17 protein-coding genes are annotated in these 16488 nt (G+C 39.7%); 6 read left to right on the top strand and 11 right to left on the bottom strand.

Annotated elements, in window-relative coordinates; genetic code table 11:
* Window positions 1–662 precede the first annotated feature (662 nt).
* From ACIQXP_RS01865 to ACIQXP_RS01845, 5 genes are all read right to left on the bottom strand, one after another.
* On the bottom strand, window positions 663–1400 hold the full coding sequence (locus ACIQXP_RS01865; protein WP_387504233.1) for a hypothetical protein: 738 nt from the start codon (window positions 1398–1400) through the stop codon (window positions 663–665).
* A 406-nt stretch (window positions 1401–1806) separates the two neighbouring features.
* Window positions 1807–2166 (bottom strand): hypothetical protein, encoded by a 360-nt coding sequence (locus ACIQXP_RS01860; RefSeq protein ID WP_387504234.1) that lies wholly within the window; start codon window positions 2164–2166, stop codon window positions 1807–1809.
* Entirely contained in the window at window positions 2166–2375 is a 210-nt protein-coding gene (locus ACIQXP_RS01855) for a hypothetical protein (protein WP_387504235.1), read from the bottom strand. The genes ACIQXP_RS01860 and ACIQXP_RS01855 overlap by 1 nt, the downstream gene beginning before the upstream one ends.
* A gap of 17 nt (window positions 2376–2392) precedes the next feature.
* Window positions 2393–3031, bottom strand: coding sequence for a hypothetical protein (locus ACIQXP_RS01850; RefSeq protein ID WP_387504236.1), 639 nt, complete (start codon window positions 3029–3031; stop codon window positions 2393–2395).
* Between the two features lie 19 nt (window positions 3032–3050).
* Window positions 3051–3698: a hypothetical protein gene (locus ACIQXP_RS01845; RefSeq protein WP_387504237.1), complete on the bottom strand. Its 648-nt coding sequence runs from the start codon at window positions 3696–3698 to the stop codon at window positions 3051–3053.
* 345 nt (window positions 3699–4043) lie between these two features.
* Here ACIQXP_RS01845 and ACIQXP_RS01840 point away from each other — a divergent pair, with 345 nt between their 5' ends.
* The 3 genes from ACIQXP_RS01840 to ACIQXP_RS01830 all read left to right on the top strand — a co-directional run bounded on the left by ACIQXP_RS01840 (window position 4044) and on the right by ACIQXP_RS01830 (window position 6518).
* On the top strand, window positions 4044–4604 hold the full coding sequence (locus ACIQXP_RS01840; protein ID WP_090982024.1) for a Crp/Fnr family transcriptional regulator: 561 nt from the start codon (window positions 4044–4046) through the stop codon (window positions 4602–4604).
* Between the two features lie 74 nt (window positions 4605–4678).
* Complete coding sequence (locus ACIQXP_RS01835; RefSeq protein WP_293743321.1) at window positions 4679–5587, top strand: NmrA family NAD(P)-binding protein; 909 nt, start codon at window positions 4679–4681, stop codon at window positions 5585–5587.
* A gap of 1 nt (window position 5588) precedes the next feature.
* Window positions 5589–6518: an alpha/beta fold hydrolase gene (locus ACIQXP_RS01830; RefSeq protein ID WP_387504238.1), complete on the top strand. Its 930-nt coding sequence runs from the start codon at window positions 5589–5591 to the stop codon at window positions 6516–6518.
* A 295-nt stretch (window positions 6519–6813) separates the two neighbouring features.
* Here the strand turns inward: ACIQXP_RS01830 and ACIQXP_RS01825 are convergent, their stop codons facing one another.
* The gene (locus tag ACIQXP_RS01825; RefSeq protein ID WP_293743323.1) at window positions 6814–7131 is read right to left on the bottom strand and encodes a nuclear transport factor 2 family protein; all 318 of its coding nucleotides are present in this window, start codon (window positions 7129–7131) and stop codon (window positions 6814–6816) included.
* A gap of 20 nt (window positions 7132–7151) precedes the next feature.
* Window positions 7152–7946 carry an SDR family oxidoreductase gene (locus ACIQXP_RS01820; RefSeq protein ID WP_387504239.1) on the bottom strand — a complete coding sequence of 265 codons (795 nt, stop codon included), beginning with the start codon at window positions 7944–7946 and terminating at the stop codon, window positions 7152–7154.
* Window positions 7947–8071: 125 nt separating this feature from the next.
* Here ACIQXP_RS01820 and ACIQXP_RS01815 point away from each other — a divergent pair, with 125 nt between their 5' ends.
* Window positions 8072–8464, top strand: coding sequence for a winged helix-turn-helix transcriptional regulator (locus ACIQXP_RS01815; protein ID WP_293743325.1), 393 nt, complete (start codon window positions 8072–8074; stop codon window positions 8462–8464).
* Between the two features lie 164 nt (window positions 8465–8628).
* Here ACIQXP_RS01815 and ACIQXP_RS01810 read toward each other — a convergent pair whose 3' ends face one another.
* Both ACIQXP_RS01810 and ACIQXP_RS01805 read right to left on the bottom strand, forming a co-directional pair.
* Complete coding sequence (locus ACIQXP_RS01810) at window positions 8629–9351, bottom strand: response regulator transcription factor (RefSeq protein WP_387504240.1); 723 nt, start codon at window positions 9349–9351, stop codon at window positions 8629–8631.
* An 11-nt stretch (window positions 9352–9362) separates the two neighbouring features.
* Entirely contained in the window at window positions 9363–10787 is a 1425-nt protein-coding gene (locus ACIQXP_RS01805; protein WP_387504241.1) for a sensor histidine kinase, read from the bottom strand.
* Between the two features lie 233 nt (window positions 10788–11020).
* On the opposite strand from ACIQXP_RS01805, the gene ACIQXP_RS01800 reads away from it, so the two are divergent.
* Complete coding sequence (locus ACIQXP_RS01800) at window positions 11021–12430, top strand: alpha-L-fucosidase (protein WP_387504242.1); 1410 nt, start codon at window positions 11021–11023, stop codon at window positions 12428–12430.
* 66 nt (window positions 12431–12496) lie between these two features.
* Here ACIQXP_RS01800 and ACIQXP_RS01795 read toward each other — a convergent pair whose 3' ends face one another.
* The gene (locus ACIQXP_RS01795) at window positions 12497–13006 is read right to left on the bottom strand and encodes an RNA polymerase sigma factor (RefSeq protein WP_090982041.1); all 510 of its coding nucleotides are present in this window, start codon (window positions 13004–13006) and stop codon (window positions 12497–12499) included.
* A gap of 394 nt (window positions 13007–13400) precedes the next feature.
* Here ACIQXP_RS01795 and ACIQXP_RS01790 point away from each other — a divergent pair, with 394 nt between their 5' ends.
* Entirely contained in the window at window positions 13401–15365 is a 1965-nt protein-coding gene (locus ACIQXP_RS01790; protein ID WP_387504243.1) for a sensor histidine kinase, read from the top strand.
* 160 nt (window positions 15366–15525) lie between these two features.
* On the opposite strand, the gene ACIQXP_RS01785 is transcribed toward ACIQXP_RS01790, so the two are convergent.
* Window positions 15526–16413: a helix-turn-helix domain-containing protein gene (locus tag ACIQXP_RS01785; RefSeq protein WP_090982045.1), complete on the bottom strand. Its 888-nt coding sequence runs from the start codon at window positions 16411–16413 to the stop codon at window positions 15526–15528.
* Window positions 16414–16488: the final 75 nt, after the last annotated feature.

Genomic DNA, 16488 nt, shown 5'->3' with positions numbered 1-16488 from the left:
TGTAAAGCATTTTATTTCCAGTTAAGCAATCCTGTAGCGGGATAAGCTACCTGATAAACGGGACGATTTCTCCAAATGGAGTGCTGGTTAAACTTCCATAAAGAGACAATAGAAATAATATACCGATTACCAAAAGAAATAAGGGTTTGTATCTAAATTCTTTTTCTTTTTTTACTGTGTATCTGTAATAAAGATAGGTGCTTGTCAGATAAATTGTTGTGAAAACCAACATCATGTAAGTAACAGTCATAATTGTATTTAGCTTAAGTTTTTTGATAATATTAGATTAAATTTAAAAATCAATTTTTTATGATTTTTATGCTAACTGACATTCGTTGAATATAGTTCATTATTCGCAGGAAACTGAGCTAAATCCGTTTTGCAGGTGCTGTTCAACGCTCTAAGGTAGTTGATGCTTGAAACAAAGCGGAGCGGATGATCGCTGGTAATCACGTTTAAAAAAAATTAAAATCGGGACCAAATTATTTTAACGTCGGATGCCTGACAACTTCTATATCCATAAATTAGCCACTCAAATGGAATTAAACTGTAAATAAAGGGATTCGCAAGTGCTTTAATGTTAATTTTAGCCAGCTTAGGTCAATCTGGTAATCTATAGCAGGACTGCAACTACCATAAATGCCGGAGTTTTAAGGTTTAACTTAGTTTCCCACTTTATTGAAAGCATTGTTCATGATCTTACCTGGATCGCTATCTTTGAATAATACCGTTGGTATTTTGTAGTTTTTGGTATCAGTGGTGCTTGGCATATCCTCTTTCATGGTGTTTATATCGGTTTGAGTGTAAGTGCCTTTCAACAAATCAATTTTTTGTTCTGTATGCCCTCCTGCACCCATGCTAAAAGCACTAACCTGTGTTAAAATTAAATCTTTGTTGATGTATTGATAAGTACTTTCAATGCTTCCTGCCGGACCAGTTGCCTGCATAGAAATCACCAGCTTTCCACTATCAATCTTAATATCTTCGTAGTCGTAGATGGAGTAACCATTTTCACGGTATTTAGCGTCTACTGCCGAGAATGATTGATCATAGCGTTTGTATTTTTCACCTTGTTTAAAAAGTACTAACATAGGGCGAAGTGCCGTGCTATCCTGCTTATTTATGAGTACGATAACTGCATCTTTTAGTCCATCGTTGTTCAGGTCGCCTGTGGCTTCTAAATCCATTTTATAGTTGGCCGGAACAAAATCATTTATGGTATTACCCGTACCGGGAAAAAAAGGATCTGCACTTGTGGAGTCAGCTTGTTGAGCAAGTTCCGGTTGATTTTTTACAGTATCTGCAACCATTTTGTCCGCTTGCTGTTTTTTATTTTGGCAGGCGATAATGGTTAATGAAATATTAAAAAAGAGTATAAATTTTTGAAGCGGTTTTATCATGATATTTTGATTAACTTATGGAGACGTTATCATTTAAATGTTTCCTGATTACGAGGCTTTAAGAGAAATGCTTTATTGTTGCAACACTTTCCTTTTCAACGATGTACATTTTTTAACTTGTAAGCCAATAAAATTAATACATAGCGGTTAAAAAAGGTTAGTTTTTGCTGTTCCGTTTTTTTTAATGAGCCTGGTTCAAAAAGTATGTCTAAATTTTACGGCTTAACGTCTTTCCAAATTTGTCATAGTAATTATGATTAAGTTTTATTTAATGTAGACAAATACACCGTTATTCAATGTCTTTAAATCATTAACAAAAGCTTTGTTAATCACAAAAAATACCCATTGCGATGTGGCGTCCGGTCCATGCTCTTTACGGTTCCTTCTTTTTTATCTACCTTTAGTTTTACGGTGTTTTTTCATCGTTGAAAATGGCAGAGTAACGAAATATTCTATCTTGCGCGTCCCATCCATAAATGGTAAACTTACTCATGAAATCTCCTTCCAGTTTCTTGGGTTTACCATGTCTGTTGGTCAGTGCCGCAATGAAATCCTTCGCTTCTTTATCCGTCATATGGCTAACTTTGGCACCAATGGCTTTGATTTTTCCATTAGGGGATGCTGCTACACTTAATGAACTGAATGCTTGTTTACATGCTATGGCTAATGTGTCATCACTTGATGAACTCATTTGACTGTATTCTACACCAACGGCCTTTTGCTCCTGGGAAAATTCGTTAATAAAAGTAGTATCCCGCAGCACCATTACGTTTTTTCACCTACAGGGATATCAAAATAATTTTCCAATTTTTCACTTTTATATTTTTCAGGATACAAACTTGTTACCTTGATATCGAAGTTTATATCTATTAAATCTAAAGGTACCTGTCCTACAGGTTTTAACTGTCCCATACAGCCAATAATTGCTATAAATGGCACAAACGCATAAAAGCTATGTTTAAAATATTTAATCATATATTCTGAAAACTAAATTATGTTTTTTTTAAAAATGCAGCGGCTTCCACTTTTTCAAATTCTTTCTTAATCTCATCCCATACATAAGCTTTGTAGTAAACTTTTCTGTCTTCCGGATTTTCTTTGCAAACGCCGGCAATAAAAAGTCTGCTTTTTCGGTTGCCCATCGCCCTGTCTTCCGCAAAAAGACATGAATTTTCTTCACCTAAAGGCAGATCATAAATTTTTCCGTCTCTTATATCGATCATAAATCCCATGATGCAACTTGCGCCGCAGCCAAACACCGACATCACATAGTATCCGGCAAAGTCGGCTTCGTTGGTTTGGTAAGCTTCCGTAATCCTTGTTTTAAAATCTTTGGCTTCAGGATAACTTGTCCAATCTATAGGTGCGCGTTCTGTTACTTTTTTAGAATCTACATTATATCGTTGGAAATCTACACTATCTTGATATTCAACGAGAATTTCTTCGGGCTTTTCCTTTGGCAGCTCAACTGAAGGTGATGAAGCGCTAGGCGTATCAATGATGGCCTTTGCTGCATTATCTGTAGGACCAACTTCCACTGCTTCTTTGTTACTTTGGGTTACGCTGTTACAGGCGTATGTCGTTCCCAAAATACCCAGAAACAGGCAATTGATCAGTTTTGTCATTTTCATAAGCATTGTGCGGTTCAATCTAACCAGCAATGTCGATTCTCTTAAATTTCAGGTATTTTCCATCAATAACTGCGAAGCTGTAAATAATATTGTATTCGCCTTCGCTTACGGCATTGTCTTCTTCATCTTTGGCATTGTTGGTATAAGCTAAATTTAAACTTAACACCTTACTGGTCTTATTGTATTCGGCAATCAGTTGATATTTCGTATCGGTTGTGGTAATTTCTGGCGTCTCATTATAACCTGTTTGGTATAGCTGGTTAGAATTAATTTTTAGTAATGTTTTAACAAAATCTGCATTAAAAATTCTGCGATAATATTGTTCCAGGTCTTGTTCGTAAAATAGATCGGGATTTTCGAATTTGTTTTTTCTTTCCCTTATTTCAGCTTCGGTCAAATTGCATAAGCTCCAGATTGATGCATCATCATCTGCAATCGGGAAATCAAAATATGCTTTGAGCTTTTTGAGATCTTTTGAATAAATGGTTTCTCTAAAATTCTTAAAATCATCTGACCAATCCTTAACTTCAACATCATTTTTTGCTTGAGGTATAAGAATAGTATCTTTTGCCGCCGTTTGAGAGGTTGGCTGGTCTTTTGCCTTTTTTTGCGAGTTATTGCAGGCTGATAATAAAATTAATGCGAGAATTAGATGTACAGGTTTCATAGTAGCGTTTTAAATTTGTTTGTATAGGTTAACGCTAAAAACTTATAATGGTTTTGATATAAATACGTTGAGATAGAAAGTTCTCTTTTAGCATATGGGACGTACTGCGTAGCTGAAAAATTAGTGTCCGATGATGGGCTTAAAGTGAAGCCATTGGGCTTTCAGGGAATTTTGTCGATTGTGCTATTTGTGATAAGCGATATTATTGCAGATCAGCCCAAAAGTTGGCCTGACCGGATTTTTCGCTTTAATTCATCTGTATTTCAAATTTCGATCTGCTTTGAATCAACATAAGGAGCAGCTAACAATTCTAAAATATTAAGTATATTTAATGCCGAATCAGCTATGCAGGAACTTAAAAATTTGATACGTTCCAACGTTTGGTTGGAAGAAGAGGATCTTAATAAGATATTAGGGTGTTTTAATCTGAAAACGTTACAAAAGAGTCAGCTGCTGCTAAAACGTGGCCAGATCGCTTCACACTATTATTTCTTAAACAAAGGAGCACTTCGCTTTTTCTATAACGATGAACAGGAGCTTACTGCCTGGATCGTTCAGCCTGGCGAGTTTTTTGCTGAAATTTCCAGCCTGAATCCAGGATTGCCTTCACGCTTTAATATAGAGGCGGTTGTAGATACCGAACTATACTGTATCCATAAGAACGATATGGATTCGCTTTACAAACAAATTCCGGCCTGGCAGGAATTTGGACGAAAACTCTGGGAAGGTATGTGTGTGCGTATGATCAGTGAGATCATCAGTTTCCAGACCATGACTGTAGAGGAACGTTACCTGGCATTTCTACAAAAGCCCGGCTTCATGCAATTTATTTCTGTTAAGCAGCTCGCTTCTTACCTTGGCATAACACCAAACGCCCTGAGCCGCATCCGTAAAAATCTTCGATAATTTTATTATCTACCAAATGGTAGTTCGATCGACGTTCTATGGGCCTAGCTTTGTGAACTCAATAAGAAAGAACAATGAACAACATTATTTTAGTTGCCGGTGCTACCGGCGACCTGGGAAGCAGGTTATGCAAGCGCTTACTCCGAAATGGCGCCAGTGTACGGGCTTTGGTAAGAGAACACAGTGATCAGGTGAAAGTGAATGAACTGCGCAACTCAGGAGTAGAGGTTATAGCGGTTGACTTTGCTGATGAAAAAGGACTGGTATCTGCCTGCAAAGGCGTTTCTTGTGTGGTGTCTGTACTTGCAGGCTTGCGTGAAGTGATTGTAACCGCACAAAGCCAGTTGCTTCATGCTGCCTTAAAAGCTGGCGTTCCCCGTTTTATTCCATCCGATTTTTGTACGGATTTTACCCAGCTACAGACGGGCGAAAACAGGAATTTTGACCTGCGTAGGGAGTTCCAATCCGTGTTGGAGACCAGTAACATCCGGGCTACTTCGGTATTCAATGGTGCTTTTGCCTATGTTTTGCAGTATGATATCCCACTTTTAGATACCAAAGCGAAGACCATTTCCTGCTATTCCGGAAAAGCTGATTGGCAGATCGACTTTACCACTATAGAAGATACAGCCGCTTACACGGCATACGCCGCATTGGATGATACTGCGCCGCGATTCCTGCGCATAGCAGGCTTCCGGTTTAGCCCGAACGAATTGGAAGCACTCACCGGACGTGTTTTTGGTGAACATTTCAAACTAATAGAACAAGGCACACTGGAGCAATTCTCGGCTTACATCCAAAAGTTGCGGACAGAAAATCCTGATGGGGAAAACAAGCTATACCCGCAATGGCAGCAGATGCAATATCTCTACAGCATGTTTGCAGCACATCATTATATGCTTGATAACGATCGGTATCCTGGTGTAAGCTGGCAAACCGCAGAAACAACACTTAACGAAATAAATAACAACAAAATAGCGTAATATGGAACAGGTATATAGTGATGAGCAGCTCATAAAACATTGGCCGGGCTTTACCAGCCATGTAATGGAAGTGAACGGAACACAACTGCACTTTGTAGATGGCGGCGGCGAAGGTCAGGTATTGATCTGCTTGCCAGGCTGGCCGCAAACCTGGTATTCTTATCGTTCTGTTGCGCTGCCTCTGGCTGATCACTTCAGGGTTATCGTAGTCGATATTCGTGGTATGGGCAGTTCGGCAACACCGGCATCAGGTTATGACAAAAAAACAATGGCTACTGATGTGTACGAGCTGATGCGCTTACTGGGTATTGGTAGGGCATATGTTATGGGCCATGATATAGGTGGTATGGTGGCCTGCAGCCTGGCGCATAATTACCCGGAAGTGGTAGAACGCCTGATCCTTGCAGATGGTCTGCATCCTAATGAAGGAATGATGCAAATGAAACTGATGCCGCCTCCTGAAACTTTTGGCAAAAAAATAGATCACCAACAACCTTACACGTGGTGGATGAGTTTTAATCAAGTTAAAGAACTGCCTGAGAAATTGCTGGAGGGACGCTACCGTTACCTGCTCGACTGGCTTTTCGATTATGTGATGGTGGACAGTTCGAAAATGCCTGATTTTGATAGGGAGGTATATGCATACGTTTACAACCAGCCGGCGCGTATACGCGCTTCCAATGGCTGGTACCAGGCTTTTAACCAGGATATAGCCGATGCCAAAAATTATTCGAAGTTAAAGATGCCGGTTTTAGGTATTGCCAGCAATGTGTCGTACGGTTTTTATCAGTATACTTTACCAACGATAGCCGAAAATTATCAACTGCTTAACCTGGAAAATACCGGTCACTATATGTTTGAAGAGAATTCGACATGCGTTTGTGAAGCAATTTTAAAGTATTTAAAAAACAGCAACCAGGGTAATGACTGAATCGCTCCGATAGTAAGTGATTAACTAATTATCAGTCAGTATTTTATAAAAATAAAGGGGCTGTATCATCTTTGTAATTTCATGTCTAACTTGTCACGTTGAGCCTGTCGAAACGCCATCAGTATATTTGATGGAGATTCTTCGACAAGCTCAGAATGACAACTTTTATATCTATACGGCCTCTTTTTACTCCTTCATAAATCAAACTTAAGACATTCTAAGAATTGCTTTCGATGTAATTGCCTCCTTAAAACTTAAGCAGCCTGGTTTTTTTCGTCCAGGTGAAAGAAAGGCATCAGCCAGTTATTTTCAGTGATTGAATAAGTTCATTATAAAATTGAAAATGATATTTTAAAACGATTGGACTGCCAGGAAAGTTTCCTGAAGTTTTTGCGGATAGGATATTTGCATCTTCGTCATATTCTACTGGTTCAATAGTGGCGTTATATTCGTTGTTTGCTTTATCAATCCAGCTTTCAATTTCTGCTTTTCCGTTATGGGTTTTGCCTTCATCAAATACTTCTGCATTTTCAGTAAAACAACTGGCATACGCAGCACTGTCAAATTCGTTTTGTGCTTTTACTAATTCGGAGATCATTTTTGGTAAATTCATCGTATTATATTTTTAAGAGTTTAAATTGTTGGTACTGTACCGCCGTCTATTACAAATTCGGTTCCTGTTAAGTAGCTGGCTCTTGGCGAAACCAGAAAGCCGACCAGTTCAGCTATTTCTTCAGGTTCGGCAGGTCTGCCGAAAGGTATGCCACCCAAGGCATCCATTACACTTTGCTGCGCTTCTGCTAGGGTACTATTTGCGTTTCTTGCAATTTCACCCAGCCATGCCTCCGATGCTGCTGTATTGATCCAGCCTGGCGAAACGGTTAGCACCCGGACACCCTTAGGGGCAACTTCGTTCGATAAACTTTTACTATAATTTCTCAATGCTGCTTTTGCGGAGGCATAGGGCAAAGTAGAATCATACAGCGGCAGTTTACCCTGTATGGATGCAATGTGAATAATGACACCACTTTTTCTGTCGATCATTTGTGGCAAGAATCCCCTGTCCAGCCGTACCGGCGCAAGCAAATTAGCTTGTAAATTTGATTCCCAATCTTCATCGGTTAATACAGAAAAACCACCGGCCGGCGTTGATGAACCGCCAAGGTTATTCACCAGAATATCCAGCTTTCCATAAGTCGACAGCACTTCGCTAACTACTTTTTGTACGCCATTTGCAGTACTCAAATCAGAAGCAATAAAATGCATATTGCTGTTTTCTTTTTCAGGTGTGTTTCTAGCACTGATGATCACTGTTGCGCCAGCCTTTAGCAGTCTTTCTGCAATTGCTTTTCCGGCTCCTTTTGTGCCACCGGTTACCAGGGCCGTTTTACCCTGAAGTTCATTGTTGTAATTAAATTGATTTTCCATTTGTCAGATTCTTTGATACAAATTTGAGAAGTATCACTTTTTCAGGCAATAACGGAAAACCGAATGGCATAGGGATAATTTTTTCCCCTATTTGCACGATTTGGTACATTGGATTAAATTTGTGTATGCACGAAAGAAAAATACCTCTGAATTTAAACTGCGGCCTCGACCTGATCGGTGAAGTACTTTATGGCAAATGGAAAATCCGTTTGCTGTGGTTTATCCATCAGGGACATCTGCGTCCTAGTGAGTTACAGCGGAAAATTCCGGATGCTTCGAGGCGTGTTTTAAATATCCAGTTGAAAGAACTTGAAGATCATGAGCTGGTGAAAAAGAAAATTTATGCTCAGGTTCCGCCAAAAGTTGAATATTCCCTTACAGATTTTGGTAAAACCTTGGTTCCGGTAATTTCTGCATTAGGATTTTGGGGCGATGAACATGAAAACAGGCTGAGGAGGGTAATTTTGAAAAGAATGGAATCCTCACAAAACCTTTCAGAATATGCTACGCTGCCATAAGGATCATGGAAAAACAAAATAAAGAAGGCTTATCCCTGAATTCAATTTTATTAACAATAACATTGGATTTTTAACTTTTGATATCTTGACTCCTGATGTATTTGAGGGAAAAAGCCATTGGGTTATCGGTTCCTCCTGTTCTTAGCTATCTATTCTTCCTCAAACTACATATTTTCACTGTGCTTATGTACCTTCAAAATGTATCCAAGGCCGTATACATTTTCAATACTCACCTGGTTAGATGCCCGGAAAAGCCGGCGCAGTCTCGAAATGAATACTTCCAGACTCTTTCCATTGAAATAGTCATCATTTCCCCATAAGGATAAAAGCAGGTCCTTTTTTTTAACCACCTGGTTAATATTACCTGCCAGCTGATCCAATACCTCTGATTCCCTTACCGTGAGGGAAATTTCTTTACCATCGGGCATCAAAACCAATAACTGATCCTTTTGGTACCTAATATCTCCCAGGTTGATATAGTCAGATTTTACAGCAGCTGGTGGTTTTGGATCAGGGGAAAATTTATTGATGATGTTTGCGATTCTCAGTACCAGTTCTTCAATTTCAAACGGCTTTGATATATAGTCAATAGCGCCAATTTTAAGACCCCTGAGCCGGTCTTGTTTTTCGCTGTGTGCCGTTAGAAAAAAGAAAGGTTGGCTGGCGTTAATTTTCACCAGTTCAGCAGCCAGTTCAAAACCGTTAAGGTCAGGTAGCTGTACGTCAACAATCACCAGCTTGTTGTTAAACGGGTTTGCAGTATAATACGCTAACGCTTCTGTAGCAGTATTAAACCATAATACGCTAAAGCCACGTAATTTCAGGTACGCGGTGATGACGTTGCCCAGATCCGCTTCATCTTCAATTATTATGATATCATAAGGCATAGGATTGCAGTTTAGTTGATGTTAATCTGATTTACAGGTATGTGTACCAGAAATTCGGTTCCTTGTTCAGGCATTGTCTTTATACTGATTTTCCAACCGTGAATATCAAGGCATTGTTTTACATAATACAAGCCAAGCCCCAGGCCTGAAACGTTATTGTCTTTAACTCCGCGGAAGAATTTATCGAATATTTTTTCTTTCATATCCGCTTCAATTCCCTTTCCATTATCTTTGATATGCAGGGTATAGCAATCCTTGCTTTTGCTGATAAAGATCATCGTTATTTTAACGTCGCTTTGATTATGTTTAAAGGCATTGTCAACGATATTCTGCAGCATGGTGGTAAACACAAAAGGATCCAGCATCACCAGTATTTCCGAATCGTAAGGATCAAATGTCAGCCTGTCTGGTGCCTGTATTTTTATTTTATAGTCGTTTACCAGCGTTAGCACAATATAGTTGAGATCTGTTTCTTCCAAATTGATATGGTTATTCATTTTCGATACTCCAAGCATTTGGTTGATGTGGGAGTGAAGTCTCCTGGCTTGTCTCTCCACAATATTTACCAGTGTATTTACACGATTCCGGTCGCTGAGTATCTCATTTTCATGCAGGCTTTTACTCGCCAGCAGAATGGTGGTAATAGGGGTATTGAATTCGTGTTTGATACTGTTGAGGAAATCGGATTTAACATCCGTTTCTTTTTTCTGCCGCATCCAGTTGATATAAGTGTAATAATTGATGCCTACGATGATCAAGATGCAAAGTGCAACCAGCAAAAACGTAGGCAACATCTGATATGCCACTTTGAGTGTGCGGCCAGGCTGATCAACAAAAAGGTTAAAGGTTACCCTGTAATTGTAAACCAGGTTACCACTGACAGAAAGATTGGTAATTCTGTTCTGTATCGTTGGATGAGTTAATGTGCCATCGATGATGATACCGAACGGTGTCTTTTGGTCTGCTTTAAAACTGGTAGGGGTATGGTTGTTAAATACGGTGAGGTCTCCGATTTTGGTGTCGAAGTTGATGTCTATCTGCTGGAAGGTAAGCAGGTATTGTAAGTTGCTGTCCAGGCCATTTCTTTTTACTATCGATTGGAAAACACTGTCCATCGTACTTTCCTTTTGAAGCTTCTTCAATAAGCTGTTGCTAACGCTTTGCGAAAGTTTAATAAATTCATGCCGGTTACTGAGGTAAGCTTTTTTAAGTGCAGGCATATTTCTGATGAGGATCGAATCGATAATCTTTCCTCCACCATTGTAAACCTTATCTTCAGATATACTGCGTCCATATTCATCATTAATCAGTGTTTTTTCCTTTAAACTATAGTCTCTATCTCTGAGTACGTAGGAGTTGTAGGTTAACCTGAATTGCACAAGAAGCAATATCAGAAAGCTAACCAATACAACTGCCTTATATATCCGATCTTTCATTTTATTCTTTAAAAATAGCCCTATTATTCCATAAATGACATATCGTTAAGCTTTTGTTAGGTTTCTGTTACGTTTTTGTTCGGCAAATTGTAGCGGTGTGGGATGTAGCTTTGACAATGGATCTGGATGACCTTTTAAATCAGGTTTATCAAACATCTAACTCGGGTAAATAGGTGCGTGAAGCCTATTATTCGAAAAATTCACAATAACAATTAAACTAAAAAAAAGGAAAAATGACCTTTAGAAGGATTTTATCATTATCACTCATCGCTTCGGCTGTAATAGCGAAGAGCCCGGTCAGGGCACAGCAGAAATCTGCCAGCAAACCCCTTGCAGAGCTGCAACAAGATTTCGTTGACCTCGGATTGGGCATGTTTATTCATTACGGTATGCCGACTTTTATGGATCAGGATTGGTCTGATCCGGATGCAAATCTTTCCCTGTTCCAATCGCCAAAACTTGATGCCGATCAATGGGCTAAAGCTGCAAAATCTGCTAATATGACTTATGGTTGCCTTACCACCAAACACCACAGTGGTTTTCCGATCTGGAATACCAAAACAACGGCTTACAACGTCATGAATACACCATTAAAGCGCGATGTGGTAAAAGAATATGTAGATGCTTTCCGAAAAAATGGCTTAAAGGTAATGTTGTATTATTCTATACTGGACACCCACCATGGCATCCGTCCAAATCAGATTACACCCGAAAATGTGAAAATGATTAAAGATCAGATTACCGAACTACTGACCAATTATGGTGAGATCACTGCCCTGATAATTGATGGTTGGGATGCGCCATGGTCGAGGATTTCTTATGATCAGGTGCCTTTTGAAGATATTTATTACCTGATTAAATCGTTACAGCCGAATTGCCTTGTCATGGATCTGAACGCGGCCAAATATCCTGCTCAAGCGCTATTTTATACCGATATCAAATCTTATGAACAGGGGGCAGGTCAGTTTATTTCAAAAGAAAACAATAAACTTCCGGCGTTGGCCTGTCTTCCGCTGCAAGCCAACTGGTTCTGGAAAACATCTTTCCCTACCACTGGGGTAAAGAACGTACCCGAACTGGTAAACAAATTCATTATCCCGTATAACGGTGCATACTGCAATTTCATTCTGAATGTAGCACCTGGCAAAAATGGTTTAATAGATGATAATGCTTTAACTGCCTTGAAGGAAATGGGGCAACTCTATAAAAAACCTACTGGTATTCCACGTATTCCACCGCATGCTGCTCCGATTATCTCCAGTAATATGGCTAAACATATCAAAAGCAATAGCAGCTGGAGTGACGATATGAACATCATGGATTTTGCCAACGATGATAATTTTGGCTCTAGCTGGTCATCCAATTATACGGTTAAATCGCCTTGGTACGAGTTAAATTTTGAGAAGGCAGTGCCATGTAACATGGTGGTGCTTACCGCTGGAAATAACCAAAAAGCATCCTATCATTTACAATATTATGCAAATGGTCGATGGAATGCACTACCCGCCAATAATGAAGGAGAAAAAAAAGTTGCCATTTTCCGGTTCGAGCGGATCTGGTGCGAGAAAATCAAAGTTACCATTACCGGTTTCGATAGTCCGCCTGCTATTGCTGAACTAGGCGTATTTAACGAAAGAAAATAAAATGTGCTTAGCCGGATTGGATGTGGTCCGGCTAGGCTATTAATACGCTAGTGAACAATTTTGATACTAAGCTATCCGATACTGTTTCAGGTAGGTTTTCAAGATCTGTCTCGCCTGGTGGATATGGGTTTTTACTGTTCCTAAAGGAATACCCCGCTCTTCAGCAATTTCTTCATATTTATACCCCTCAAAATACCGCTGAAACGGAATCCGGTACTGTTCAGGCAAACTCTTCAATGCTTTTTGGATATCATCCATCACAAACTTTCCTTCAGAAGAAATTTTGGTTGAACTTTTGAGCAGGTTAGGGCTTGACAAATCTTCATCCCTGCTAATCACTGAATGCCTTTTCTGAGCCTTACGGTAGTCGTTGATAAAAGTATTCCGCATAATTACATAAAGCCAGCCACGTAAATTGGTGCCTTTATCAAACTTTGCGCAAAATCGAATTCCTTTAATCAGTGTATCCTGCACCAGGTCTTTTGCATCATCTTCATCTTGGGTAAACCGCATCGCATGGGAGAGGAGGGCAATAGCATGCCCATCAGCCGCCCTGCTGAATTCATTTTGATTCATAGTTTTTCAATTAGGTAGATAGGTTATTAAATAACAGGCTGAATTAAATTATGTTTTGATTAATCTTGAGCAGCAAAATAAGCCATAGCAGAATAACGGACCTGTTATAGATTAAGCATCTGGTGGTTTAGCTACGGCCAGGCGACTTGATAGAAATTTTTTGCAAAATAAAATGGCGAGCAATAATCATTCAGGTGAATTTAATTCTGTTAACATCAACGTGATTGTTACATTTAAAATAAATTTGAAGAACATCAGAAAACTATTCTTGTTGCATACAGTTTTTCTTAATTAAGGCTGCTTACAAACAAAAAATATTTAAGATGAATGATTGTTTAAAAATATCTTCAATAAATTTGAAGGTTCTTTCAAATGGATTTAATTCCTAATCACTATGATAAAGTCAGCTCATCTGCCTGATCTCTTCACGCTTCAATCCATTTTTGAAGGTATTCAGGATGCCATATATTGTCATGACCTCGAATTTAGAATAACCAATTGGAGCCCTGCGGCAGAACGTATGTTTGGCTATAACGCAACGGAGATATTAGGACAGTCTATTTTTCTGCTGATTCCGGATGACAGGCGTGCAGAGAAGATAAAGCTGATGCAGGAAATTTTAAATGATACGCGTATCAGCCATTTCAGAACCGTCCGGCTAGACTGTTCGGGCAAGGAAATACCTGTTTCCCTGATCTTTTCGCCGATCAAAAATCAGGATGGGAAAATTATTGGTACGTCGCAAATTGCACAGGATATCTCCTTCGAACACCAGGCAGAAGAAAAACAATCCATGCTTGCTGCCATTATAGAAAGTTCTGAAGATGCCATTATCAGCAAAACGCTTGATGGGATCATTACAACCTGGAATAAGGGAGCAGAGCATATTTTTGGCTACACTGAAAAAGAAGCCGTCGGGCAACCGATCTGCATACTTCTCCCTGCGGACCGTTTGAGCGAAGAAGAAGCCATCATTGCAAGCCTGCGGCGGGGTGAGCGGGTAGGCCATATACAGACTATCAGAAAAACAAAAGATGGACGCTTATTAAATATTTCACTAGCAGTATCTCCTATCAAAAACCGCGATGGCGTGGTTATTGGGGCGTCGAAGGTTGCCCGTAATATTACTTCTCAAAAGAAATCTGAAAGGCTAATTGCCAAGCACATGGAGCGTCTGGAGCTGTTGAATGTAGTGGGCAGGAGCATTAATGGATCGTTGGATCTCCAGCAGATATTACAGCAAGTAACTGATTCGACAACAAAACTTACGGGTGCAGCCTTTGGGGCATTTTTTTATAATCAGGTTAACCAGGAAGAAGAATCTTATGGGTTATATACGCTATCGGGTGTTCCCAAAGAGGCTTTTGCTAACTTTCCGATGCCACGTAACACCACTTTATTTCATCCCACCTTTAGCGGTGCGGGCGTAGTACGATCAGATGATGTTACCCTGGATTCCCGCTTCGGCAAAAGCGGACCTTTTTTTGGAAAACCATCAGGTCATTTACCAGTGGTGAGTTATCTGGCTGTTCCGGTTAAAACCAAATCAGGCGAAGTCATTGGCGGGTTGTTTTTCGGCCATCAAGATAAGGCCGTTTTTAAAAAAGAACATGAGGAACTGGTGTTAACAGTAGCTTCACAAGCGGCTATTGCCATAGAAAATTCCAGGCTTTTTAAAGAGGTAGAGGAACTAAGCGCCAAAAAAGACGAATTTATTGCAATGGCTTCCCATGAATTAAAAACACCAATGACCTCTCTTTTCGGCTTTTTGCAGCTGGCCAACCGTCATGTAGTTGAAGGTGTTTCGAAAAATCTGATTGAAAAGTCGATCAAACAATTGCAGAAAATGATCGGTTTGGTTACCGATCTTTTTGACGTTTCCAAGATCCAGGCTGGAAAATTACAATTGAACATGGAATGTCTCAACCTGGGCCTACTGGTTCAGGAAATCAAAGAATCTTTTTTACAAGCCCATCCCGACCATAACTTAACTATTGAAATTCCCGAAGAAAGTTTTGTTCATGCTGATCGCATGCGTCTTGAACAGGTACTTACCAATTTATTGAATAATGCCGTTAAATACGCACCTGAACAAAAAACAATTGAATTAAAGGTGCTGCATGTGGATAAAGTGGTACATACATCGGTTAAAGATTTTGGTCCGGGGATTAGCGAAGAAAACCAACGGCACATATTTGGCCAGTTTTATCAGGCTAAGGAAAATAGAGATAGCTCATCAGGGCTGGGCTTAGGGCTTTTTATATCAAAGGATATTATTGAAAGGCATGGTGGCCAGATCTGGGTAGAAAGCAAGCCTGGTAACGGCGCTACCTTTAATTTTTCTTTGCCATTGGCATAAAAATTCAGCTTGCAGCACCTGTCCCTCGGGTTTACTGGATAAAAATGAGATGGCAATAGAAACGCTAAACCAACATCACGGCGGCAAACCATATAGGTAAATGACTTCTGACAGGCACCCCTGCCGTTGGTCAGGTTTTTAACTCTTGATTGTTGAAATGTTACAAAGTAAACCCTACCGTATAAACCTGTTTCTTATAGGTACTGGGCGACATACCCGTAAGTTTTTTAAAAGATTTTGAAAAGTAGGAGAGGTTGTCAAAACCGGTTTGTGTTGCAATTTCTGAATAGGCAAGCCGGCTGGTAGCCAATAAATACTGCGCACGTTCGATCCTTTTTTCAAGAATATAACTAACAGGGCGTTGCCCGGTAAAAGTTTTGAATAAACGGGAGAAGTAATCGGGATGCTGATTAATACGTGAAGCTAAACTGGTAACAGATAGTTCCTGGTGCAGATTGACCAGTATATAACCCACTGTTTCCACGATCTTCGCGGGCGCATGCCGTTCTTCTGGTTTACGTTGTAATTGTGGTTGGAGCAAGCGTCCCATCAACTGAAGCAGTATTCCCTGTGTTTCCAGGTAGCTGGCTAAACCCTGCATGTTGTTCAACTCCTGATATTCTTTATAGTAAATATTTTTCTCATAAATCTTCGGATCATCAGACCGGTTAATGCCACGGCCCGGATTTATTTCGAGCAATCGTTTAAAAAGGTCAATATCCATCTGCTTTGCCTTCACTTTCGAAGCATTACGGCTTCGTGCAAAAAGAGAACTCCCATCTACAGACTCTTCGAAAAACTGCACAAAATACTGGCTTAAATATCCGTCGCAATGTAAATTACAGAGGGTAAAACTGGGTATAATATACAGGTATCCAGGTTCAAGTTTTAAAGAACCCGACTGGCCGGATATCTCACCGCTTCCTTCGTCTATGTAATAAATCCGGAAATAAGGACTGATGACGTTTAGGTAATTCCATTTTTCCGATAATTTCACATAATCTACATTGAGTAGTGAAAAGGTATTCTGCAGTACTCGCTTAATCATTTTTAAATGTCGGATTTTTACAATAAATAGTCTAATTTATTTAAAAATAGACCGGATAACATGTTTATTTTTGGA

The sequence above is a fragment of the Pedobacter suwonensis genome (genome assembly GCF_044762335.1).
In the GTDB taxonomy this organism is placed as follows: Bacteria; Bacteroidota; Bacteroidia; order Sphingobacteriales; family Sphingobacteriaceae; genus Pedobacter.
Note: the sequence above shows the minus strand (reverse complement) of the source record. Positions and strands in the feature narration are given on the sequence as shown.